Below are 22,365 nucleotides of genomic sequence, written 5' to 3'. Positions count from 1 at the left end.
GGGGACGCAACTCAGCACACCCGGCGCGACCGGTTCGGTGGTCGCAAAGACGTCCCCCCCCGGCCAGGATGGCCGTCCGCTCGACGGTGCCACCGTGCAGGGGGTCATCGGGCAGGGCAATCGGCGCCGAGACGTTCCGCAGCGTCCTCGTCGCGCCCGAGTAAACCGAGAAGGCGACCGGGCGATAGCGCTCTCGCTCCCAACGGTGCCGTTCCAGCGATTTGCGGGCGATCCGCTCCAGGCCGAGGTCCTCGGCCGTCAGGCCGTAATTCTTCGGGACAACCTGGTCGGCGGGCACGCCTTGCTGGAACTTGACGTTCCGGGGGGCATCATCGAGCCCGCGCTCGGCGTACCAGGAGCGGGCGGCGGCCTCGGCCTTCGCCTGCAAATCGCGGAGGATCGCCTCGTAGCGGGCGATGCGTTCGTCGAGGTAGTGCCGGCCGTCGAAGCCGGCCTGGGTGTTCTCGTCGGGGAGAAACGGGGCCTCCCGGTCGGCGAACTGGGTGGTGGCGAAGACGGCCTGGATGGCGTAGTAGTCGCGGGTCGGGATCGGGTCGAACTTGTGGTCGTGGCAGCGGGCGCACTGGAGCGGGTGGGCGAGGAAGGCCTGCCCGACGAGGTCGGTCACGTCGTCGGGGAACTGGTGGCGCGTGACCTTCGCCACGCTCATCCCCGTCTGTTCCCAGGGGCCCATCCTCAGGAAGCCGGCGGCGATGAGGGCCTCGGGATCGCCCTCGCTCTCATCCAGCTCATCACCGGCGACTTGCTCCCGGACGAACTGATCGAAGGGGGTCTCGTCGTTGAATGCCCGGACGACGTAGTCCCGGTAGCGCCAGGCGTTCGGCCGCTCGTAGTCGTTGGCGAATCCGGCGGTGTCGGCGTAGCGGACCACGTCGAGCCAGTGGCGGCCCCAGCGTTCGCCGGAGTGCGGAGAGGCGAGCAGCTCCTCGACCAGGGCCGCGAACGCCTCCCGGTCCCCCCGAGGATCGTTCACGAAGGCGTCGATCCGCTCCGGAGACGGTGGCAGGCCGAGCAGGTCGAACGACGCCCGCCGAATGAGCGTGCGACGACTGGCCCGAGGGGCCGGTGCGAGCCCCTCGGCGTCGAGCCTGGCGTTGAGGAAGGCGTCGATCGGAGTCGCCGCATTGCGAATCTCGGGGACCTCGGGGCGCCGGACAGGGCGATAGGCCCAGAGGTCCTCGGGGGCGTAGCGGCGCCTGGTCCAGTCCTCGGAGAGTCCGCCGCGGGTCGGGACCACCACCCCCTCGGCCACGCCGGCCACGATCGCGGCGATCCGGGCGTCGTCGGGCCAGGGAGCACCGGCGGCGATCCAGGCCCGGACGAACCCGATCTGCGCCGCGGTCAGGGCATCGGTCTGCTTCGGGGGCATCGCCAGGCCGGGCTCGGTCCGGGTGACGGACCGGAAGAGCGGGCTGGCCTCCGCGTCGCCCGGCTCGATCGCGGGGCCGTGAAGGTCACCCCCGTCGAGCATTCCCTGCCGGCGGGTCAGGTCCAGGCCTCCCTGAATCGTCTCCGGGTCGTCGCCGTGGCAGGCGAAGCACTTCGCGGCCAGGAGCGGCCGAACGTGCAGCGCGAACAGCCGACTCCCTCCGCCTCGTCCCCCCGCGCGGGCACCCCCGGCCTCAGAAGGCAAACCAGCAGCAGCACGCATCCCGCGGGAACGAGCGATCGCACGGACATGAATCCGCCTCCGAGGACCGCGAAGGCAAGGGGGGCGCGTTGACCATCGTGCCTCCATCCTACCCGAAGGCGCCTGGCGACGTCATCCGACCGTCGGGGGTCCTGGGTGAGCGGCCCGGAACGACCCCGACGGCCTCGGCCGCGCTGTGGAGGGGGCGTCTCGATCTCCTCCGTGGCCCGGCAGACCGAGGCAAGCAGATGCAAAACGACCTTTTTAAATCACACGAAAGTGCACTCACGCCTTGACAATTCGGTCCCGATGTTCGGTGACGCCTCGGGTGGCGTTCCGCGTATCGATCACCAGGGGGGTATGGGCGACGATCCAGGGCCAGTCGAAGGCCGAGTGATCGGTGACGATCAGGACGCAGTCGCGGGACGCGAGGTACTCGGGTGTTAAGGGCTGGCTCTCCATGCGCAGGTTGGGGTACTTCCGCATCGAGGGCAAGACGGGGATGTGGGGATCGTGGTAGCTGACGTCGGCCCCGCGCGCGAGCAGGAGTTCCATCAGCTCAAAGCCCGGCGACTCGCGCGGGTCGTCCACGTCCTTCTTGTAGGCCATCCCCAGCAGGGCGATCCGGCTCCCCTTGACCGGCTTGCCCCGGTCGTTCAGGGCGTCGGCCACCTTGTGCACGACGAATTCGGGCATCGACGTGTTGATCTCACCCGCCAGTTCGATGAACCGCGTGCTCATGCCGAAGCGGCGGGCCACCCAGCTGAGGTAGAACGGGTCGATGGGGATGCAGTGCCCCCCCAGGCCCGGGCCCGGGTAGAACGCCTGGAAGCCGAAGGGCTTGGACTTGGCCGCGTCGATCACCTCCCAGACGTCGATCCCCATGCGGTCGTAGAGGATCTTCAGCTCGTTGACCAGGGCGATGTTGACGGCACGATAGGTGTTCTCGAGGATCTTGCACGCCTCGGCCACCTCGGCCGAGGAGACGGAGACGACCTTGACGACGATCTGCTCGTAGAAGGCCGCGGCCAGTTCGGTGCTGATCGGGTCGAGCCCGCCGACGACCTTCGGGATCGTCGGCGCGGAGAAGTCCGGGTTGCCCGGGTCCTCTCGCTCGGGGCTGAAGGCCAGGAAGAAGTCCTCGCCGGCCTTCAGGCCGCCGGACTCCAGGATCGGCCGGACCACGTCGCGGGTCGTGCCGGGGTAGGTCGTGCTCTCGAGCACGACGAGCTGCCCCGGCCGCAAGGTCGCCGCGATGGCCCGGGCGGTGTTCGTGACGAACGAGAGGTCCGGCTCCCGGGTCTCGCCCAGGGGCGTCGGCACGCAAATCAGCACGATGTCGGCCTCGCCCAGCCGGGCCAGGTCGCTCGTCGGCTCGAAGCCCGCCGCGCCCATCGCCCGGACCGCCTCGGGCCCGATGTGGCCGATGTAGCTCTGCCCATCGCGCAAGAGCTGCACCTTGCGCGGGTCGGTATCAAACCCCAGCACCGGAAAGCCCCGGGTCGCGCAGGCCTGCGCCAGCGGCAGGCCCACATATCCCAGACCAATGATCCCCACCCGGGCCGAGCCCTGCCGGATCTGCTGGAGCAAGGCGTCACGATGAACGTTCGACATGGATCACAGTTCCACAATCGGGAGAAGTCCGCACACACGATTGGAGTATAGAAGGCGGCCCCGCCTCCCCGCCACCGAGGACCCAATCCCTCGGTCCGGAAATCCGGATCGGTTCTCAGCCTGTTCGTCTTCAACGGCGGGTTCCCAAGGGTTGTGACAGGAGACAACCGCCCCCAGCCGGTCCCCCGGCGTCGGTCGGCACACGCCCCCCCGCCCCAGCCCCTTGCCCGGGGTCACGCTCGGGTTCCCGCCCCACCACTGGCCAGCTCGCTCCCACACGGAACAGGCGAATGCTGGACATGCACCCAATTCTGATCACTTATTCAGTATTTATCTAAATAGAACAATTTTTCGAGTCATAACCCCTTGAGGCCAGACGTTCGCCTGGCTCCGTCCCGGTGACCAGCGTGTCGAGCGCGGCATGAGGTCACCCGTGACCCTCGGTTCCTCGATCAATCCACCCAGGAGACCCCTCTCGTCATGAGCCACCTTGTGACCCTTGAAACGCAGATCCGCGACGTGCAGGCCGTGTCCGCCGCCTGTCGCCGCCTGGGCCTGGCCGCGCCCGAGCGGGGTGTTGCCCGCCTCTTCGCCGGCGAGGCCGAGGGGCTGCTCGTCCGCCTGCCCGGCTGGCGCTATCCCCTGGTCGTTGACACCGAGCACGGGACCGTGCGCTTTGACAACTATGAGGGGGCCTGGGGCGACCCGGCCCAGCTGGGCCGCTTCCAGCAGGGTTATGCCGTCGAGAAGGCCCGGATCGAGGCCCACCGCCGTGGGCATTCGGTCCGAGAACAAACCCTGGCCGATGGGACCATCAAATTGACCATCGCGGTCGGGGGGAGCGCATGAGCCTCCCCAGTGCTCCGGACGGTCCCGTGATCGAGATCACGGTCGACCCGCAGGGCAACACCCGGGTCGCAACGAAGGGCTTCGCCGGCGCCTCCTGCCGCGCGGCCAGCAGGTTCCTGGAGGAGGCTCTGGGCCGCTCGACCGGCGAGCGGTTGACGGCGGAGTTCTATCACCAGGCGACCGTCGAGCACCAGTTGCGCCAGTCGCAATGATCGCCGGGACGTGATCCCGAGGGACCGGACACCGTGCCCGTCGAGGGCATGGCGGCGTTCGCCGTCCGTCCCCCGGTCGGGCTCGGTCCGACCGGTCTTTTCCTCCGATCTGAAATCTCCACCTTCCATATCCTTAGGAGTGACGTTATGACGCTTTCCGAACGCGTCGCGGAGCTGGTCCGCGCCGCCTTCCCCGGCCTGTGGGTCGTCTCGCACGAGCACGACGACGCCGTGGCCGAGCTGGCCGCGCTTTGCCGGGACCGCGGCTGGTCCCTGGCCGACTGGGACCTGAAGCAGGGCCTGCGGGTCCTGGGAGCCGGCCCACCCCCGACCGACGGGACCGATCCCGGAACTCAGGGCCCGGGTACGCTCGTCGCCGACGGGTCCGACCCGATGACCGCCCTGCGGGCCCTCGCCCGGCTTGCGCGCGGCGAGGGAGATGGGGCGGCCATTCTCGTCCTGCGCAATTTGCACCGCCTGCTCGGCTCGGCCAAGCTGGTCCAGGCCCTCGATGCGGCGCTGGCGCGGGGCAAGCGGGATCGCGCCACGATCGTCATCCTCGCGCCGTCGGTGGCCTTGCCGCCGGAACTCGAACGCCAGTTCGTGATCATTGAACACGCCCTGCCCGGCCGCGACCAGCTGGAGGCCATCGCCCGCGCGATCGCCACCGAGCCGGGCGAGCTGCCGGCCGAGGGGCCCGGGCGGGACGCCGTGCTCGACGCCGCCGCCGGGCTGACCCGGCTGGAGGCCGAGGGGGCGGTGGCACTCTCGCTCGTCCGCCACGGTCGGGTGCAGCCCGAAACCCTCTGGGAGTTGAAAGCGCAGGCCCTCACCCGCTCGGGCCTGATGCGGCTGCACCGGGGCGGCGCGGGGTTCGCCCGCCTCGGCGGCCTGGACGCCCTGAAGTCCTTCTGCGCCCGCGCCCTGCGGCCCGATCGCCCGGTCGGAGTCCGTCCCAGGGGGGTGCTCCTGCTCGGGGTGCCGGGGACGGGCAAGAGCGCGTTCGCCCAGGCGCTGGGCAACGAGGTCGGCCAGCCCACGCTCGTGATGGAGGTCGGCGCGCTCATGGGTTCGCTCGTCGGCCAGACGGAGGAACGAACCCGGCAGGCGCTGGCGATCGCCGATACGATGGCACCCTCGTTGATGTTCATTGACGAGATCGACAAGGCATTGTCGGGGATCCAGTCCGGCGGACGATCCGACGGCGGCGTGTCGAGCCGGCTCTTCGGGAGCCTGCTCAGCTGGTTGAGCGATCGCGACTCCGACGTGTTCGTGATCGCCACCTGCAACGACATCTCGGCGCTCCCGCCCGAGTTCGCGCGGGCGGAACGCTGGGATGCAGTCTTTTTTCTCGATTTGCCCTCGGCCCGCGAGAAGGCAGCGATCTGGGAATTGTACATCCGTTAGTACGACCTGGACCCGGCGCAGCGGCGTCCGACCGATCGCTCCTGGACGGGCGCCGAGATCCGGGCCTGCTGCCGATTGGCACGCTTGCTCGAAATTTCACTCGTCGAATCGGCGCGGCAGATCGTGCCGGTGGCGGCGACGGCCGCCGAGGATGTCGAACGCCTGCGCACCTGGGCCTCGGGCCGGTGCCTCAGTGCCGAGGTCCCCGGGCTGTACCACCGGCCTGCGGGGGAGGAGCCCGGCAGGACTCCCGGCCGCACCGGCCGACGGGTGGGCCGCGACGGCCCCTCGGCCAACTGAACCGCTCGCCGACTCGGGGGTTCGTCCCCGGATCCGGCCCGGTCTTCGATCGTAGGGAGGAAACTCTCCAGACAATCTCATGTTCTTGCAAGAATTCCTCCTCGGTTCTACGGGGCGGCGATCCGGGTGGTCCAGGTCGCCGTCCCGTTTCCATTTTCGTTAGGAGATGATCAACCATGTCGGCACTGATCGATTCCCATGCCCCGGCCTCTCCCACCCTCGGTGGTCCCACCGGCTCGCACGACGAGGCCGTCCGTCGCCTGCGGAGCGCGATGGCCCCCGTCCGTTTGTCGTTCACCTGGTTCGGCCTCACCAAGAGCCTCAACGCCGAGCAGAAGGCCCGGGCCGCCGCCACCTTCGAGGCCGATGCCCCGTTCGTCTCGGCCGGCAAGAAGCTCTGGGACTCGAAGGCGCCGGCCTTCCGCGCCGTCTCGGCGGTCCGGACGAAGATCGTCGAGTCCTGGTGCGGCATGAGCCTGCCCTTCCCCGAGCCCGGCGTCCGGCTGCTGCGGCGCGATCAGGTCGAGGCGTTCCTGGCCCTGATGACCGATTACCGCGTCGAGCTGGCCGATGCCGTCGCCGAGCTCGATCGGCACTACGCCGAGCTCCGCGCATCGGCCGCCCGTCAGCTGGGCGACCTGTACGACCCGAACGATTACCCCGCCACGCTCGCGGGTCTCTTCGATGTGAGCTGGGATTTCCCCAACATCGAACCGCCCGGCTACCTGCTCGCACTGTCCCCCGCGCTCTATCGCGAGGAACAACGGCGCGTCCGCCAGCGGTTCGACGAGGCGGTGCGCCTGGCCGAGGAGGCGTTCCTGGCCGAGTTCGCGCGGCTGGTCGGCCACCTCACCGAGCGGCTCGGCACCGAGGCCGACGGCACGCCGCGGGTCTTCCGCGACTCGGCCGTGGGAAATCTCTCGGCGTTTTTCGAGCGGTTCCGTCAGCTCGACGTCCGCTCGCATGAGCAACTCGACGCGCTCGTGACCGAGGCCCAGCGGATCGTCCGGGGCCTCGGTCCTCAGGATCTGCGCGACCAGGGCGCGCTGCGTCAGCACGTGGCCGAGCGGCTCGGCCGGGTCCGGGATGAACTGCAGACGCTCGTCGTCGAGCGGCCCCGCCGCCGTGTGCTGCGCGGGCCGTCCCCATCCCCGTCCCCGTCCCCGTCCCCGTCCTCGGAGGGCTAACGCGATGGATCTCTTCATCGCACCTGGCGGTCGGGTCCGTGGCCGCTACGCCGAGGCGATCGACCTGGCGGCCCTCGGTGCGCCGCGGATCGTCCGGGCCGGCGTGGTCGACCCGGACCTGGCCGGCCGCTGGTTCGCCGACCTGTCCCCTGTCGGCGGCCCCGTGCTGGGTCCCTTCGCCACCCGCAGCGCCGCCCTGGCGGCCGAGGAGGCCTGGCTCGCCCGGGTGCTCCTGGGTGATCGCGGCGGCGGCCCGGACGCGGCCCCCGACGCTCCCCCGCAGGCCGGCGGGGCGTCGTGACCGCGGAGGGACACGCACGCAAGCTTATGAAGGTTTCCTGGTGTGTTTTCTTCGCGGCACGGACGGGACCCGCCGTCGCGGCGGTCCTGTCCGGCGCACGGGAGCGTTCCCGCGTGCTCCGCATGCGGCCCCCCAAGGTCCGTTGCCGCCCCTGGGGTTCAGCCGTCACTCGCATTGTGTGAAAGGATCTTTTTCCATGACATTACTCCAATTTCTTTTGCGATGCGGTCGCACCCTGCTTTGGCAGGCCTGCGCCCGCCTGGCCGGGAGCCTGGCCCGCCAGGGGCACCGTCGCGGCCGCCGGCACGCGGGCCCGGGCAACCTCCGATCGCCGCGCGGTCGCCCCGCACGGCCCGCCCACCGTGGCGCCGCGAGCGGCGTCACGACCCCGGTCCTTCGGCCCCTGGCCCCGGAGGACCGGTCATGCCCCTGACCCTGCGTGTCGGCTGCGCCCGCAAGCTGGGGCAGCCGGGCTACAGTTCGCTCGGCGCGAGCTGTGCCCTCGTCGTCGAGCTCGACGCCGCCCTCCTCGAGCGGGATCCCGAGGCCCTCCGGGCCCAGATCCGTGCGGCCTTCACCGCCTGCCGCGCGGCGGTGGCCGAGGAGCTGGCCCGCCAGGCCGGGCCGGAGGGGGTGGAGACGCCGCTGGGGCCCGTGCTCGATCGGCCGGACACGCCCCCGCATCCCTTGCCCATTCGAAACGGGTCGGTCGCCAGCCCTGCACCTGCGGCGTCTCGCCCCGATCGCCCGGCCTCCGAGCGGCAGGTCCAGGCGATCCGCGCGATCGCCCGCCGCCAGGAGTTCCAGGTCGACCGGGTTGAGGACCTCAGCGTGGCCCAGGCCTCGCGGCTGATCGACGCGCTCAAGACCGACGCGATCGTCTGAGCCAGGCTCCGCAGCCCGGTCCAATTTTGTTTCAGAACCTGGCGCACTCCGGCCACGGCGGCGGCCGTGGCCGGAGTTCCGCGTTTTTTTTCGCCCTCAGCGGGCGGTGCCTGGGTGGGGGCTGTTCGTCTCATGGCGCCAGGGGGCAGCCCGCCTGTGGGCGACCGCCGCGGATCACACTTCCTGAGGCTCACCAGGGGGACGCGGGGGCAATGCCCCAGCGTCAGGCGGGGACGCGCCGGTGCCCTCCTTCCGCACACACTGACCGTTCACCGCGGGCGGGAGCGGCTCAATCCGCGGCGGTCGTCTCCTCCAGCGGTCGCCGACGGCAGTTCGAGGGATCTGCGGGCCGCAACCTCACCGCGACCGAGGGCGGCGAGCGCGTGTCGTGAGCCGGCTCTGGCCAACGCATCACCCGGGAAGTTGAGAATTGTGCTGGCGATCGGAAACAACGGGGCGGTACGATCGGACCCGGCTGGCGGTCGGTTGTGGTGTGATCCGCCCGCGCGTCACGGTGTTGGTTTGGGCATCTGATGGCTCGTATTCTGGGCATCTCCGCCTTCTATCACGATAGCGCCGCGGCGCTGGTGGTCGATGGGACCATCGTCGCCGCGGCCCAGGAGGAGCGCTTTTCGCGGATCAAGCACGACGCTCGGTTTCCCGAGCGGGCGATCGCGTCGTGTCTGGAAACGGCGGGACTCTCGGCGGACGACCTCGACTATGTGGCCTTCTACGAGAAGCCGCTGCTGAAGTTCGATCGACTGCTGGAGACCTACCTCGCCACCGCGCCGAGGGGACTGGCGAGTTTTTCCCAAGCCATGCCGATCTGGCTCAAGCAGAAGCTGCACCTGCGCCCGACGATCCGCCGCGGGCTGGGAGGGATGCCCCGCGCCCGGCTCGTCTTCGCCACGCACCACGAGTCGCACGCCGCCAGCGCCTTCTTCCCAAGCCCCTTTGCCGAGGCGGCGATCCTGACGGTCGACGGCGTCGGCGAGTGGAGCACGACGACGCTCGGCGTCGGTCGCGGCCACCAGATCGCGCTGACCGAGGAGCTGCGGTTTCCGCACTCGCTGGGCCTGCTCTATTCGGCCTTCACCGCCTACTGCGGCTTCCGGGTCAACAGCGGCGAGTACAAGCTGATGGGCCTGGCCCCCTACGGCCGGCCGATCTACCGGGATCTGATCCTCCGGGAGCTGATCGACCTGAGGCCCGACGGCAGCTTCCGGCTGAACATGGACTATTTCACCTATCCGCACGGTCTGACGATGACCGGCCGGCGCTTCCACCGCCGCTTCGGGGGGCCGCCGCGCCGGCCGGAGTCCCAGATCGAGCCGCGGCACATGGACCTGGCGGCGAGCATCCAGGCGGTGACCGAGGAGGTACTGCTGCGGATCGCCGAGCGGTCGCAGCGTCAGACCGGGATGACCCGCCTGGTGATGGCCGGCGGGGTGGCCCTGAACTGCGTCGCCAACGGCCGGTTGCTCCGGGAAGGCCCGTTCGAGGACCTCTGGGTCCAGCCGGCCGCCGGTGACGCGGGCGGGGCCCTCGGGGCCGCCCTGTTCGTCTGGCATCAACTGCTCGGCAACCCGCGGGATGCCGGCCCGACGGACGCGCAACACGCCAGCCTGCTCGGTCCGTCGTTTGACCCCGAGCAGATTGCCTCCTGGCTTGCCCGGGAGCAGATCCCGGCCCGCCGCTTTGCGGACGAGGCATCGCTCTGCGTGTCCGTCGCACGGGCTCTGGCCACGGGCCAGGTCGTCGGCTGGTTTCAGGGCCGCATGGAGTTCGGCCCCCGGGCCCTGGGGGCCCGGAGCATTCTGGCCGATCCGCGATCGGCCGCAATGCAGACGACCCTGAACCTGAAGATCAAGTACCGCGAAAGCTTCCGGCCCTTCGCCCCGGCCGTTCTCCGGGAGCGCGCGCAGGAGTGGTTTGACCTGCCCCGAGGGCGCGAGAGCCCCTACATGCTCGTCGTCGCCCCCGTCCGGGAGGACCGCCTGGTGCCGCTCACCCCGGACGAAACGCACCTCATGGAGCACGACCCCGACCTGCGTAATCGGGTCCGGGTGGTGCGTTCCCAGGTGCCGGCGATCACCCACGTCGATCGCAGTGCTCGGGTCCAGACGGTCGACCACGCGCGTGCGCCGCGCTTCCACGCCCTGCTCCGGGCCTTCGAGCAGCTCACCGGCTGCCCGATCCTGGTCAACACCAGCTTCAACGTCCGGGGAGAGCCCATCGTTTGCACCCCGCAGGACGCCTACCGCTGCTTCCTGGCCACCGAGATGGACCTGCTCGTGCTCGGCGATCATGTGATCGATCGATCGGAGCTGAAGGATGCGAATCCTGAAGCCTTTCGTCCGACCCTGGTTTCCCAGTATCCTCTGGACTGACCAGCCCGCCCGGGTTGCTCCCTTCGAGACGATCGCCCATGCAGTGGTCCGACCTCTCGTTCCGCCCCGACCGCCGAATGCTCCGTCAGTTCGCCGGGCTCTGGCTGCTGGTCTTCGGGGGGCTCGCGGCCTGGCATGGGCTGGTGCTCGAGCACGAGACGAGGGGCCTGATCCTCGCCGGCCTGGCGCTCACGGTCGGATGGGCTGGCCTGGTCCGGCCGGGATCGGTCCGGCCGATCTACGTGGCCTGGAGCGTCCTGGCGTTCCCGATCGGCTGGACGGTTTCCCGGCTGATCCTCGCGGTGGTCTACTACGGCGTCTTCACGCCCGTGGGCCTCGGGCTTCGGCTCCTGGGCCGGGATCCCCTGTTGCTGCGCCCGCCGGGCGATCGGGAGACCAACTGGATCGCGATCCCCGCCACGGACGACCCCCGTCGTTACTTCGATCAGTTTTGATGTGATTGAATAAAATCTCCTCTGTTCGAAAATGGACCCTTGACGATGAGCACCCCGCGCGACGCGTCGAAGCCGACCGGCCCGACCTCCTTTGAACACCTGAGTTCCGAGGCTGGCCACGGCACGCTGACCGGCGAGTTCCTGGCCTTCTTGCGGTACAACAAGAAGTGGTGGCTCCTGCCGATCCTGGTGGTCCTGGCGGTCATCGGGCTCCTGGTCGCCCTTTCGGGCTCGGCCGCCGCGCCGTTTATCTACACCCTGTTCTGAAGACGATCGCAAGGGCCCGGCCGGTCAGGGGGAGGAGGCGAGGCGCCTCAGCCCGGCCTGGGCCTCGGGATGATTGGGATCGATCCGCAAGGCCGTCCGGTAATGCTCCCGGGCGGCCTCGTGGCGCCCGAGGAGTTCCTCGGCCCGGCCCAGATTACTCAGGATCGCCGGGTCGTTCCCGTTGAGCTGGACCGCCCGGGCGAACCAATCGGTCGCCTCGACCAGCCGACCGATCCGGGAGTATGCCACCCCGATCCGGTTGAGGTTTGCCACGGCATTGGGCGTCGCCTTCCAAACGGCCTCCAGGTGGACCAGGGCCGCTTCGGGGTTCCCGGTGTCGAGGAGCAAGGCACCGAGCCCTTCGTGCGCGGCCATCGACGACGGGTCGAGGGCCAGCGCGCGGCGGAACGAGGCCGCCGCCTCCTCCGGCCGACCCAGTGCGGCCCGGTAGCGACCGGCCAGGGACCAGCCTTCCGGGTCATCGCCCGAGAGGTCGAGCCCCTCCAGGACGCGCTTCAGCGCCTGCTCGGGCTGGCCGAGGTACTCAAGGAGCCCAGAGAGGGCGTACAGCTCCCGGGCGTAGCGCGGCCCGTCGATCCCGGCCTCGACCGTGGCGGTGACCGCGGCGATCGTCGCCTCGCCCCAGTCCTCGACCGGTTGCACAATCCCTGCGGTCGCCATCACCTCGAGCAGGTCGAGGGCGAGCCGCCGGTGGGGCTCGACCTTCAGGTGAACGTGGTCGAAGAACGCCTCCTCGCCGGGAATCCGGTCGGGGGACCGCTCGGTCAGGAGCGTCTCGAAATCGACCAGGGGAACGCCCCGCGCTGCGGCGACGCGGCGGATCGTCTCGGTGGTGGCCGAGAGGGCTCGCAGGGGGCAGATGTCCTCCTCCCTGGCCCAGAGGAAACGGTCCCGGGCCGCCTCGGTCTGGCCGAGCGCATCGAGGGCCTGGCCGGATCGGTAGAGCAGTTCCGCGTGCTGGTCGTCGATCGCCTCGGCCCGGGCAAAGGCCTCGCGCGCCGCCTCGGAATCGCCGGCCGCCAGGGCGGCGGTGCCGGCGTCGAAGTGCGTCTGCCAGGCGCGGAGTTGCTCGGGGCCGAACCCGGCGCGGTGCTCGCTCTTGATCGGGGCGAAGTCGCGGAGGTTCGACGGGGTCGTGACCAGGATGAGCCCCGCCCCCCGGGATTCGGCCAGGTCGACCATCGCCTGCAGGGTGGCCTCGAAGTGGGCCAGGACCTCGGCATGGAAGGCCGGGTCACGGGTGTAGGCCTCGGGGCCGACGGCGTTGATCGGGATGCGGGTCACCTCGTCCTGCAGGCCGGCGGCGCGGTGGGTCGGATCGGGGGGGCCGAGCAGTCCCATGCGGCCGAGCCCTTGCTGGATCACCGTCGCCGTGCGGGTCTGGTGGAGGAGCCCCCCTGCCCCGCGGAGCCATCCGGGCGTCGCGAGCAGATCGGCATAGGTCCGGCGTTCGAGGAACTCGTTGTGCCCCATGTAGACGACGAACAGGTCGGGCTCGAAGCGGCTGAGTTCTTCCATCAGGCCCCGGACCCGGTAGCTCGCGTAGCTGATGGCGCCGGCGTTGATCACCTCCCAGTCGCGGGACGGGTCGGCCGCGGGCAGGAAAACGCGGAGCCAGCCGGGGAAGGCCGTGTGGTCGAAGAAGGGGCGGCCGTAGGTCGTCGAGCCCCCGAGGCAAACGACCCGGTACGTCCCTTCCGGCTTCGCCTCAGGGAAGGTCACCGGGTTGAGCACCTCGGCCCGGTTCTCCGCGACCCGGACCATCCGGGTGCCATCGGGTTCGGTCACCGTCTCGTAGTGGGGGATCCGGGGGGTGAAGCCGGCGTACGGATCACTCCCGCTCGCCGCCGTCCGGACCCCGATCACGGCCAGGGCCAGTTCCAGGACAGCCAGGAGGCCGATGGTCACGATCGCCGAAAAGAGGATCTTCTTGCGGACCGGCAGCCCGGTCGGCTGGGATCGGGGGGCGTTTGCTGAGGGGGGCGGCGAACCGGCCTGCGAAGGTCCGGACCGATCGGCGGCGGGCCCTCGGGGGCGCTTCCCCGAGGCAGGACGGCGTCGAGCGGGGCGGGACATGAGGTTCATGCTCCTAGGGGTTCGTCGAGTCGCCAAGGCGGGCTCGGTGCGCCGCGGTGCGCCCATCGCGTGCGCCGCGGTGGGCTGGAAGCGATCAGGCGATTTCCGTGTGGACACAACGCGTTACGGCAAATTGAGCGGGTTCGATTGGGGGAAATCGGTTCTCGGGGTTTGGGTTCGTTTCGCGGCGGTTCCTCGGCGCCTGTTGGGCTCGGTTCGCGCCAGCGACGGAGGGCGGCCTTTCGAATGCTCCTCGCGTGGTCGGGAGGCCCATCGTGACCGAAGGTGCGAGGGCCTGGGTTCGTTTCGCGCCAACGCCTACGGGAACCAGGCGGAGGCGGCGAAGACGTCGGGTCGGATTGTCAAAGAGGAGAACCACGAGTCCGTCGTCCCGGGGGTTCGTCCGGGCGGTCGGAGGAGACGACGACGAGATGATCGGGAATTGTCTCATCGGCAGTCACTCAAAATGCGTCATGCGGCAATCACCCGGGCGCGAGGTCGCTCTGGGACGATCGAGCCCCGAACGAACACGACCCCCGGCGTGGGGTGCGCCGGGGGTCGTGTCGGAGGGAATCGGGATCGGCCAAAGGCGGCCAATTGTTGGGACTCAGGCCCGGGCCAGCGTGCGGCGCCGGAGGCCGTAGCCCAGCATGGCCAGGCCGCTCAGGCCGGCGATGGCGAGGGTCGAGGGCTCGGGAACGGGTACGAGGACGCGTCCCGTGTCCGCTGTGATGACCCACCCATCAAAGTCAGCTGATTGATAGTTTGCCTCCGTCACTTGCAACGGATCGGCTACTTCGCCGAAGTTCCGATTGTAAGCCCAGACTGCATTGGCCTGGTCACCCGTACCACCACCATCCTTCGCAACGAAGTCACCCCAGATCGGACTCTGGAGGCTCTTGAACGAAAAGGAATTCGAATCAGCATCGGCTAGAGTTTCGAGTTTGAGACCGAAAATCGTGTCGGGAGCGGGTGGTTCTGAGTTCGGCGTGTGTGCCTTGATTGCACTTGCAAGTGAACCCCCGTCATACTTGAAGTTTGTCCCGTCCCCAACCCCTTCGATCGCGTAAATTCCATACTCATCATCGAGAATACTCTCACTCAGACCGATGATGATGTTGCTGAGGGAAGCCCCAATAATTTCATAGGTGTAAGTAAACTCCTGGTATAACACCCCGGCAACGTTCTTGACTCCGGTAGCCTCAACCTTGGATGTAATGGAGAAATTCCCATTACCCCACTTGCCCTCAGCAGGATTCCAAACCAACTGGGAATTCTTCGCAATCGTCTGTCCCGTTCCAGTGTTCACCACATCAGGGTTCGAAGATGTTTGGCGAGTCACCGTAAGGGGGTACGCCGACGCCATACCCGGTACCAGCAACAGAACACCCACCGCGGCGACGAGGCGGAGGGCTCCGAATGATTGAAGTCGGTACTTGACCACGGCACACATCCCTACGACTCCTTGAATAGAGCACTCGCACGCGAATAGGTGATCACCGGAACGCCGGCAGATCGCAACGATCCAGTGCATTCGGCGCTCAACCTGATGCTTGCACACCCTCCGGAGATTCCGCACCGGAGAGGGAGACCACCAGAACAGAAGGGCCGGATCGCCACGCTACTCTACTGAACGACCGGCCGATGCAGAGACCGTTTCGCAAGCCCTTGCAAAACCGTAACTGGTGATCAAGCCGAGTTCCGTAATACCACCAATTGCACCCCGTTTCAACAAGAAATTTTGATACTTCATGTCCGCTAATATGGCTCACAACTGCGCTTTTTTCTGAGAGAAGCCGCGGACTCCTGTCAAGTTTGGCCATTTGCCGATCCAGCTCGTCCGTGGACCCAACGCTGCACTTGAATCTGTTCCATCTCCAAGTGTCGCGCCGGATGACCTCCCTCAATGCAACGATCGCCTCGGCCCCTGCCCTCCTGGACGAGAGGACACGAACCGGGCGATCGTGCGTTAACCGGGTGGCGTTCGTCCGGAGACAGAACGCCTGGTTTGTGGTTCCCCACGAATCTCGTGGACAGGCCATGCCGGACAGTCGTCCGCCGACGTGGCCTCGGCGTCACTCAGGCTCGCGCCATCTTGCGGCGACGGAGGCCATAGCCCAGCATCGCCAGGCCGCTCAGGCCAGCAATGGCGAAGGTGGATGGCTCGGGGACGAGGGTGACCTGTTTCATGTTGACCAGGAACCGGACCGTCTCGTCGCCGCCAGCGATCGAGTCGCGGGCGCCGGTCAGCTTGCCGGACAAGGTCCAGTCGAGGTCTCCCAGGTTGCCGTCGGCGATGAGCCACTGCTCGAAGACGCTGGTCCCGAAATCGGGGCCGCTGGCGGGGGAGCCGATCGATCCGGTCCCGACGCGACCGTTTGTGACCAGCGTGCCGGTCTGGGTGGCCGAGCTGGTGAAGACCAGGTCCTCGAAGGCCATGTAGCTCGGATCCCGGCTGGCCCGTGCATTGAGTTGCAGGGCGTTGAAGCTGCTCGGAGCGTTGTTTCCCCGGATGGTCTCGACCGAAGTGACATTGGGACCCGAAGGAGGAAAGCTCGATCCGGAACCCCAGGCCAGGGTGGTCGTGACGCTGGCCGGGCTTGTCATGCTGAAGACGAACCCCTGACCCGCGACGTGCTCCAGTTGGAACGAAAACGTCGCACCGGAAAGCGTGCCGTTATTCCCGAGGTTCTTTTGAATAAACGTGTCCTGATTGTTGATTCGAGTCGTCCCCGATCCGTCATCGAGGGACATGTCGAAATTGCCCTGGGAGAGGCGATACTTGGCGCCGGCCACTCCCGTCTCGCTAAGGAGATTCGGGGAGGTGGTGGCGTTGATCTGCAGCGCCCGGGCATGGGCCGCCATCATGGCTGTCAGGGCAATCGCGAGCGTGACTACGCGGGATCGCTTCACGAGCGAGAGCTTCATGGTTTTCATGCTTGGATCGGGAATGAGCCTGTGTGAATTGAAATGGGTTATTCGACTCGGACTCGGAACACGCGATTCGGGCACCAAGAGCCTGAGCATCTTCGAGCGGCCTGCGTCCTCCTCGGTGGGGAGCCCCGAGGAGCGGCAGGCCCAGGTGGTTCGTCTCGCCTCGCGGGCAGTTCGTCCCTGCCGATGAAACGACATGATCGCCGCGACCCTCGATCCCGAGAGGAGCCGAGCGTCGGGCGATCATGAGGTGAAGTACGGGTCCGGAATTCGTGGCACCATTCTTGGGTCTGCACGTGCCGTGTGGGAGCCTCATCCCCACGCACCCAACCGGTCACCCCTCATCGTGGACCACAGGCCATGAGAAACGATGACGATGGTGGTTCAGTTCCGCGCCATTTTGCGACGACGGAGGCCGTAGCCCAGCATGGCCAGGCCGCTCAGGCCGGCGATGGCGAACGTGGAGGGCTCGGGGACGGCGGTGATGAGGCTCTGGCTCGAGGTGTCCTCTCGGTAAAGGTAATCCCCAGTGCCGTTCGCACCGCTCGTACCAACAAAGCGGATCCCCGAACGGAAAACATAACCCGTACCCGTCCGGACATTCCCGTCGTTCCAGGTCTCCGTCAACATGTGATTTGCAAGGGCGATCGCAGCGTTTCTCGCGGTATTAGTTCCGCCGGACACGCTAAGACCTCGATTATTTCCATTCAACGTCGAAACGTTGCCTTCCGAGGTGACGCCCGCTTCGTAGATGATCTCCCAGATCGCCAGCTGGGTCGCGGCACCAATCGTGTTCGCGTTAATTGTGATGCTGGGAGGGCCGGTGTAGGTTGCGGCGAGGTTATTGCGGTTGGCGATGAGCCACGAGGCGCGCTGAAGGGCGGCCGCTTGATCGGCTTGGGCGATATATCCCACGCCGTCCGGGAGCGCGATTGCGGGGGGGATCTGCTCAATCGCGGTCACGATGTTGTTCTGATTGAGACCCTCGGTGATCTCGAGGCAGAACGTCGTCCAGTTTCGGGGCTGCAAGGCATTGTAGCTGGCTTCCGAAAGGGTCTGGGCCGTTTGAGCCGTCCCCCCCTGTCCGAGCCCTGCCGCAGTGAACCCAGTGGTGTTGGAAGTGCTGCCGGATGACCCGCTTCGAGTCCAGTCGTTCGTGACAGTGCTGAACGCCCTAGCGGTATTCCCGACGGTGGTGACGGAATTGCCGGTAACGGTGCTCACAAGGTTGAAGCCGAAACCGGACAAGCCTGGGCCATTGGCATCCGTGTCAGTCCGGTTGTTGATCGGGAACGCCGAAGCCACCGACGCCCCGATCAGCAGGAGGGTCAGCGTGGCGGCGCCACGCAGGAAGAATCGCATCATCGTAGTTCCTCAGAAAGAGCTAGCTTCGAATCATTGGGTGAGGGCTAACCATCAGCCATCGAATAGCGGTAGTGAACCGGCCCAAGGCCGGAAGCGGGACAGATCCCGTCTCGCCGCGGACTCGATGGACATCCGCAGCCAGCAAGCAGGCGGAGATCGATTAGAGTAAGATGTTCCGGATAGGCAGAATTTGCCCGTCAGGGAACGAGTTCGTTCCGCATTCGCTCGTAGGTGGCTCGTTCCAGAGGATCGACGTTCTCTCGATTCAATCCCTGCTGTTCGGCCACCTGCAGGACGTCGCGGGCTTCGTCGAGGTTGCCGGCGAGTTGCTGGGCCCAGGCCAGGTGGAAGGAAAGCTGCGGGGTGTCCGGAGCGTTGGCCAGGGCGATGCGGAGGTCCTCCAGGGCCGGCTCGACCTGCCCTTTGAGGAGCCTCAGGACGGCGCGGGTGTCGAGCAAGGCCGGGACGGAGCCGGCCCGCTCGATCGCCTGCTCGATCAGTGCCAGGGCTTCGGATCCGGAGGGATCGCGGAAGCCGATCAACCAGGCCAGGTTGTTGAGAGCCTGGAGGTTGCTGGGATCGCGCCGGAGCGCGTCCCGGTAGCGTGACTCGGCCTCAGGGTAGTTCTCCTGGAGCGTGCGGAGGACCGCAAGCTGGACCAGGAGAGGACCGGAGTCCGGGTCAACGTTCAAGGCGTCGAGCAGCCAGCGCTCGACCTGTTCGTACTGGGCGTCGGTGGCCTCGGGATTGAGGGCCAGGGCGCTGACGGCGAGTTCGGCGAGGGCTTCGGGAGGCACGTCGGCCCGCAGGGTGTCGCAGAGGGAGAGGGCCTCATCGGTGCGGCCCTGCTGGGCCAGGAAGGCGACCAGGGCCAGCCGACGTGTCTTTTCCTCGGGTTCCTGGTCGATGAAGGCATGGTAGGCGGCCTCGGCCTGCTCGGGGAAGTCGAGCTGGTCGAAGAGGTTGGCGATCGACCCGATCTCGTCGGGGTGGCTCTCGGCGTAGCGATCGATCAGGGCGGCTGCGTCCGGATCGTTGCCGCGTTCCTTGAGCAGCCGGGCGTCGAGGGCGACAACCTGGAGCGTTTCCCCCAGCAGGGTGCAGAGCTGCGGCATGCGGCGGGCGGCCTCGTCCAGGTCTCCCTGATCGAGCAGGAGGCTGATGAAGAAGATGAGGGGTCGCGGGTCGCGAGAGACGGGGTTGTCGACGATCCGGGTCAGGACCGCTCGGCTGGCCTGCCAGTCTCCCCCGGCACCGTGGAGCATGGCCAGGAGGAACTGTTCGTTGGGTTCGAGCGCGCGATTCTGGTCGAGCTGCTTGAGGGCGTCGATCGATTCCTGCCGGCGGCTGGGCCGCATCGAGAGCAGGATGGCCCGCAACTTCTGGTCGTCGAAGCTGTAGGGGTTCTCTTCGAGGTTGGTCCGGACGATCTCGAGGGCCTCGTCGACCTGGGCCAGGTCTCCGCTGGCCAGGAGCATCGTGCTCCGCATGCGGTTGGCCCAGGCGAGGTCGGCCTCAGTCGCCTTCAGCCGAGGATCGCGCAGGCGTTCCAGCAGGGCGTTGGCCCGCTCGGCATCGCCATTCCGCACCGTGAACCCGATGACGGACCGAAGGGTGCCGAGATCGTCGGGCCGTTTGCGGAGGGCGTCCTCGAAGGTCTTGCGCGCCTCGTCGGTGTCTCCCAGGAGATCATGAAGCTGGGCGAGGGTCAGCACGCGCTGGTCGGCCGCGACGGCCTGAGGGGCTTCGGTGAGCATGGCGCGGACGCGTTCCTCCTGACCGCGCCGCAACTGGCATTCGGCGTAGGAGAGCCAGGCGGCCGGGTCGGCCGGGCTGAGTTCGAGGGCCCGGCGGAGGACCGGCTCGGCGTCGTCGTAGCGACCGGAGTAGACCATCATGCGGCCGACGAACAGGTGATCGGCGGCGTTGGTGGACTCTTCGGGGAGGATGCGACGGGCCAGGGCGATCCCGCGGTCCACCTCGCCGCGCCGCAGGGCGTTCATGGCCTCGATGAGCGTCAGGTCGGCCAGGCCGGCGTTGCGGCGTTCGAGGATCCCGGTGACGCGATCGATCGTGTCGAACTGCTGCTGCTGGTAGAGCAGGCCGACGAGGCGGCGGGCCAGGGTCGGCTGATTGGCGCCGCGTTCGATGGCGAGCAGGTAGTTCTGGGTCGCCGCGTCGATCTGGCCCTCGCGTTCGGCGATCTGAGCGGTGATGGCGTAGCTGCCCCACCACTCGGGAGACCGGACGTTGATCTCCCGGGCCCGGTCGCGGGCGGCCCGCAGGGCGTTGGCATCGCCCCGGGAGGCGAGGTCGAGCATCAGGATCGCCTCGGCATAGCGCCAGAGGAGCCCGTCGGGGCCTTCGATTCGACGCATGGCGTCGACATGATCGCGGACCTCGTCCGGCTCGGCAGCGGCCAGGGCGAGGTCGATTAGGACCATCCGGAGGCGGATGTTGTCGGGCTGGGCCTCGGCAAGCTGTTTCCAGAGGGACCGCGATTGTTCGACCTCGCCCAATCGCAGGAATGCCACGGCGAGGGCTTCGAGCAAGGGGGGTTGATCCTCGGCGGGCCGATCGGGAACCTGTGCGGCGAATTGCGTCAGGAAGGCCTTGGCCTCGTCACCGCCCTGGCGAGTCCAGTTGGCAATCCGTTCGAGGACGATCGCGCGGGCGGCGCCGTGCTGCGCTTCGGCCTGGTCGAGCAGCTTGAGGGCAGTGCCAGAGTTCCCCTGGCGTTCCGCCATCCGAGCCTGGGCGATGGGAACGCGCCAGTCGTCGGGATCGCGCCGGACGAGGCTGGCCAGGACCTCCTGAGCCCTGGTCACCTGATCCTGAGCGAGCAGCAGGTCGACGCGCAGAAGGTCGACATCGGTCTTCGACTCGGGAAGGACGCGTTCAGCCAGCGCGAGCCGATCTTCGGCTTCACGCCAGTTCCGCTCGGCCGGAGCCTTTTGCAGGTTCTGCTGGATCAAGAGGCGGACGAGGTCGAGCTGCGATTCGGGCCGTTCCTCCAGGAGCATGAGGTGGAGCAGGAAGGCCGCTTCGGGATTGCCGTCGTTCTCGAGCCGACGGGCCAGTTCCAGACGAGCGACCGGGGCCGTTGTGCCCCGTTCGGCGGCCTGCCGGAGGGCGGCGACCTGCTGGTCGTCGGCCCCGAGGCGGCCGTGACACTCGGCCAGCATCAGGTCGAGTCGCCCGACCAGGTCCGGGAGTCCTGCGAGGAGCCGCCGGGCGGTATTGATCTGCCGGATCGCCCTGGCCCACTGCTGGTCATGGAACAGCACACGCGCTTCGAGATAGCGGGTGAATCCCTCGGCCATGCCTCGTTTCTTGAGATCGAGGATCATGGCATTGAGTTCGTCGTCGGAGGGGGATTCCGCCCCAGCAGGATCCTGATCCTGGACGCGCTGGCTGATCAGGGCATCGACGAGGAAGAAGCGGATTTCGAGATCGTCGGGGAGGGACTCGACCCCTTGTTCCAGAATTGCCACGGCCTGTTCGGGCTTCTGGTCCTGGGTTTCCAGTGACGCAGCGGCGAGGTAGAGGTCCGGTTGATCCGGGTTGGTCTCGATTGCATGCCGCAGATGAGACCGAGCGGTGTTGCGGTCCTCATTGCGTTCGGCCAGCAGGGCCGCGGCGAGCAAGACCTCGTCGTCGTCGGGTTCGGCCTGGAGGGCAAAGGCGACATCCTCGGGGTCCGAATCCAGCTCATACTGCTCCTGATACTGCCAGCGGAGCAGGCGAGCACGAGCCGACTCGGGGTTCGCCTCGACCATCTGCGCGATCACCGCGTCGGCATCGGCCAGTCGCTCCAGGCGATCCCGCAGGACTCTTGCCAGTTCCAGACTCGCGTCAACGGTACCCGGATCATGTTCTAATGCCTTGCGAAACCAGGTTTCCGCCTCACGGAAGCGGGCGAGGCCAACCTCGCAACGACCGAGTTGGGCTTCCAGTTCCGCGGCGGTGCTCTGCTGATCGGGGTCCTCGGGATTCACCGACTCGTACAGCAGATTGAGATGACGTCGGGCCTCCTCGAAGTTGCCCATGTCCAGGGCGAGGTCGACGCATCGGCGGCGGAGTTCCTCGTCGTTCGGGACATATCGCAGAGCTTGTTCCAGCACCTGGAAGACCTGTCGCGAGTTGGTCTGCTCGGCATCGCGGCGGTCGACGATCCGGGCATAGAGCGCCCAAGCCTCGGGATCGTCGCGCTCGAATTGGAGGAAACGCTGAAGGTGTTCGACGGCGAGGTCCAGATCCCCCGCGGACTCTGCGTTCCGGGCATAGTCGAGCAGACCGCTCGCCTGGCTCTGCACCTGGCGGCCATGGATGACGTAGACGCCCAGTCCAGTGACGACGGCAGTCGTCAGCAGGACGAGGAAGAAAACCCAGTTGAATCGTCTCATGTGAAGATTCGTCTTTTGCAATGCAGAATTCGGAGCGGTAAAGCC

16 protein-coding genes and 1 pseudogene are annotated in these 22,365 nt (G+C 67.6%); 10 read left to right on the top strand and 7 right to left on the bottom strand.

Features of this window, described 5'->3' with window-relative positions:
- Nucleotides 1–559 precede the first annotated feature (559 nt).
- Both AB1L88_RS13985 and AB1L88_RS13980 read right to left on the bottom strand, forming a co-directional pair.
- Nucleotides 560–1,672: pseudogene (locus AB1L88_RS13985) on the bottom strand (DUF1549 domain-containing protein); the annotation flags it as partial.
- Nucleotides 1,673–1,936: 264 nt separating this feature from the next.
- The gene (locus tag AB1L88_RS13980) at nt 1,937–3,265 is read right to left on the bottom strand and encodes a nucleotide sugar dehydrogenase (protein ID WP_367097282.1); all 1,329 of its coding nucleotides are present in this window, start codon (nt 3,263–3,265) and stop codon (nt 1,937–1,939) included.
- Between the two features lie 480 nt (nt 3,266–3,745).
- Between AB1L88_RS13980 and AB1L88_RS13975 the strand changes: the two genes are divergently transcribed.
- The 10 genes from AB1L88_RS13975 (at nt 3,746) to AB1L88_RS13930 (ending at nt 11,518) form a co-directional block, all read left to right on the top strand.
- The gene (locus tag AB1L88_RS13975; protein ID WP_367097281.1) at nt 3,746–4,114 is read left to right on the top strand and encodes a DUF1257 domain-containing protein; all 369 of its coding nucleotides are present in this window, start codon (nt 3,746–3,748) and stop codon (nt 4,112–4,114) included.
- Entirely contained in the window at nt 4,111–4,326 is a 216-nt protein-coding gene (locus AB1L88_RS13970) for a DUF2997 domain-containing protein (RefSeq protein ID WP_367097280.1), read from the top strand. The genes AB1L88_RS13975 and AB1L88_RS13970 overlap by 4 nt, the downstream gene beginning before the upstream one ends.
- A 147-nt stretch (nt 4,327–4,473) precedes the next feature.
- Complete coding sequence (locus AB1L88_RS13965) at nt 4,474–5,733, top strand: AAA family ATPase (protein WP_367097279.1); 1,260 nt, start codon at nt 4,474–4,476, stop codon at nt 5,731–5,733.
- Nucleotides 5,734–5,817: 84 nt separating this feature from the next.
- Entirely contained in the window at nt 5,818–6,033 is a 216-nt protein-coding gene (locus AB1L88_RS13960) for a hypothetical protein (RefSeq protein ID WP_367097278.1), read from the top strand.
- A gap of 176 nt (nt 6,034–6,209) precedes the next feature.
- A complete protein-coding gene (locus tag AB1L88_RS13955; protein ID WP_367097277.1) occupies nt 6,210–7,220 on the top strand; it encodes a hypothetical protein in 1,011 nt (336 codons plus the stop codon).
- Nucleotides 7,221–7,224: 4 nt separating this feature from the next.
- Nucleotides 7,225–7,521: a hypothetical protein gene (locus AB1L88_RS13950; RefSeq protein ID WP_367097276.1), complete on the top strand. Its 297-nt coding sequence runs from the start codon at nt 7,225–7,227 to the stop codon at nt 7,519–7,521.
- A 423-nt stretch (nt 7,522–7,944) separates the two neighbouring features.
- Nucleotides 7,945–8,406, top strand: coding sequence for a hypothetical protein (locus tag AB1L88_RS13945; RefSeq protein WP_367097275.1), 462 nt, complete (start codon nt 7,945–7,947; stop codon nt 8,404–8,406).
- Nucleotides 8,407–8,939: 533 nt separating this feature from the next.
- Nucleotides 8,940–10,796, top strand: coding sequence for a carbamoyltransferase (locus AB1L88_RS13940; protein ID WP_367097274.1), 1,857 nt, complete (start codon nt 8,940–8,942; stop codon nt 10,794–10,796).
- Between the two features lie 38 nt (nt 10,797–10,834).
- Complete coding sequence (locus tag AB1L88_RS13935) at nt 10,835–11,251, top strand: SxtJ family membrane protein (RefSeq protein ID WP_367097273.1); 417 nt, start codon at nt 10,835–10,837, stop codon at nt 11,249–11,251.
- A 45-nt stretch (nt 11,252–11,296) separates the two neighbouring features.
- Nucleotides 11,297–11,518, top strand: a complete 222-nt coding sequence (locus AB1L88_RS13930) for a DUF5989 family protein (protein ID WP_367097272.1) — start codon at nt 11,297–11,299, stop codon at nt 11,516–11,518.
- A 24-nt stretch (nt 11,519–11,542) separates the two neighbouring features.
- Here the strand turns inward: AB1L88_RS13930 and AB1L88_RS13925 are convergent, their stop codons facing one another.
- The 5 genes from AB1L88_RS13925 to AB1L88_RS13905 form a co-directional block, all read right to left on the bottom strand.
- Entirely contained in the window at nt 11,543–13,615 is a 2,073-nt protein-coding gene (locus tag AB1L88_RS13925) for a tetratricopeptide repeat protein (protein ID WP_367097271.1), read from the bottom strand.
- Between the two features lie 607 nt (nt 13,616–14,222).
- On the bottom strand, nt 14,223–15,068 hold the full coding sequence (locus tag AB1L88_RS13920; protein ID WP_367097270.1) for a PEP-CTERM sorting domain-containing protein: 846 nt from the start codon (nt 15,066–15,068) through the stop codon (nt 14,223–14,225).
- Nucleotides 15,069–15,694: 626 nt separating this feature from the next.
- Entirely contained in the window at nt 15,695–16,552 is an 858-nt protein-coding gene (locus AB1L88_RS13915) for a PEP-CTERM sorting domain-containing protein (protein ID WP_367097269.1), read from the bottom strand.
- Between the two features lie 381 nt (nt 16,553–16,933).
- Nucleotides 16,934–17,914 carry a PEP-CTERM sorting domain-containing protein gene (locus tag AB1L88_RS13910; RefSeq protein WP_367097268.1) on the bottom strand — a complete coding sequence of 327 codons (981 nt, stop codon included), beginning with the start codon at nt 17,912–17,914 and terminating at the stop codon, nt 16,934–16,936.
- 197 nt (nt 17,915–18,111) lie between these two features.
- Nucleotides 18,112–22,320, bottom strand: coding sequence for a tetratricopeptide repeat protein (locus AB1L88_RS13905; RefSeq protein WP_367097267.1), 4,209 nt, complete (start codon nt 22,318–22,320; stop codon nt 18,112–18,114).
- Nucleotides 22,321–22,365: the final 45 nt, after the last annotated feature.

This window comes from Tautonia sp. JC769, assembly GCF_040717455.1.
Taxonomy (GTDB): domain Bacteria; phylum Planctomycetota; class Planctomycetia; order Isosphaerales; family Isosphaeraceae; genus Tautonia.
Note: the sequence above shows the minus strand (reverse complement) of the source record. Positions and strands in the feature narration are given on the sequence as shown.